Here is a 1,576-nt window from a genome sequence, read left to right on the forward strand (position 1 = left end):
GTTCCTCACCTACTGGGCGCACCGGGCAGCAATTGATGCGCGGGTGGGCTCGGGCCGGTTCCGTGCGCCCGAACGCCCCGCACCGTAGCCCTCCACACACCCGCGCCCAAGAGGGCACAGCTAAGGCCCGTCGTGCATCACGACGGGCCTTAGTAATCAGGGCACCTTCTGGTGAGGCGACCGGGTGCGGGCTACTTGGTGTTCATGCGCCACCGGGCGTAGGGCGCCTCAATGAACATGTACACTTCGCTGCTGCTGTCTTCCCACTCGGTGGTGCTCTTTGACGAAGCCATGCTGGTGCCAATCACTGAGCCTTTACCGACCGCATCTAGCCTGAAGTGGTAGTAGCCGTTATTGTCGGTGCTTTCGCTGTTCACCTCAAACGAGCTGGTGCCGCCGGTGTAGGTGAAGGCGTAGTTACGTGCCCGGCCCTCAATGCTCTCACCTTTGCCGTACTTCGGTGCGGAGGAGGCATCGTACACGCGCACCGTCCACTTGCCTTCGCCCTCAATCTGCAGCTTGCGGGTGGTTTTGCTGGTGGTGTCCATCCAGGCGGAGCCGGTGATCGTGGAGCTCACGCTGCCGGAATCACGCACCTCAAAACCGCTGGACTGGTCTTTGTCGGTTTTACCCGCCACGTTCAGCACACCCCGGTTATTCTCGTTTGCGGGCACGGACGCGGGCGTGAACTCGTAGTAGACCAGCGCCTTCGAGTCGTTGCCGTTGGGCTTTTCGATGTCGATGGTCTTCTTACCCTCGCCCGTGTACTCCTTGAAGTCGCCCGAGGGCTTCTTCAGTTCGGTGGAGTCGTCCGAATCGGAGGATGAGCTGCTGCTCGCGGACGAGGAGCTGCTGGAACTGCTTGCGGCAGGCTCCGCGTTGTTCGTATTGTCGCTACCGCGCGGTATGAACAGCACCAGCGCCAGGATCAGCAGCACCACCAGCAGAATAACGCCCGCGATACTCGCCAAACCCAGCGGGGTGGAGAAGAAGTTCTGGTTCCCGTTATTCGCGGTGAGTTTTTCACGCAGCGTATTCACAGCCCCGGCTACCCCTCCGGAGGCTTTCTTGGCTGCCGCGCCACCAGCCGCAGCCGCCGCAGGTGCGGCAGCATTTGCGGGGTTAAACTGCGCGTTATTCTGGGTGTTTCGGGCGTTCTCAGCCGCGAACGATGCGGGGGTCACGGTGCCGGGTGCTGGCGCGTTCGCGACCGGGCCGCTGGCGTTGCCCTGCGTACCGTCAGCCGGGGTGGCCTGCACGTCGCGGGCTGTCAGTCCGGTACCTTGCCTCTGGCTCGGCTGGGACTGATCGGCTGGGGGCTGTTGGCCTGCCTGGGCCTGCCCCGCCTGCGGGTTCTCCGGCTGGGCACCGGGTTGGCTTTGCGGGTCATACCCGTAGCCGGAGACACCGTGATCCTGGCCGTAGTTCTGCGCACCATCCTGGCCGTAGCCGGGTGACTGCACCGCGCCGGGGTCGGTGCCGTACGAGGCGCCCTGCGCTGGTGCGCCGCCCTGGTTCGCGGAATTCACGGGAGCGGCACTCTGCTGGTTCGGCAGCGGAATCTGCGAGGTGTGAT

1 pseudogene is annotated in these 1,576 nt (G+C 64.0%); it reads right to left on the minus strand.

Going from position 1 to position 1,576, the window contains the following annotated elements:
* Positions 1–191: 191 nt before the first annotated feature.
* A pseudogene (locus tag Q4P78_RS08610) lies at positions 192–1,576 on the minus strand (hypothetical protein); the annotation flags it as partial.

Origin of the sequence: Rothia sp. (in: high G+C Gram-positive bacteria) (assembly GCF_030540545.1) — a bacterium.
GTDB lineage: Bacteria > Actinomycetota > Actinomycetes > Actinomycetales > Micrococcaceae > Rothia.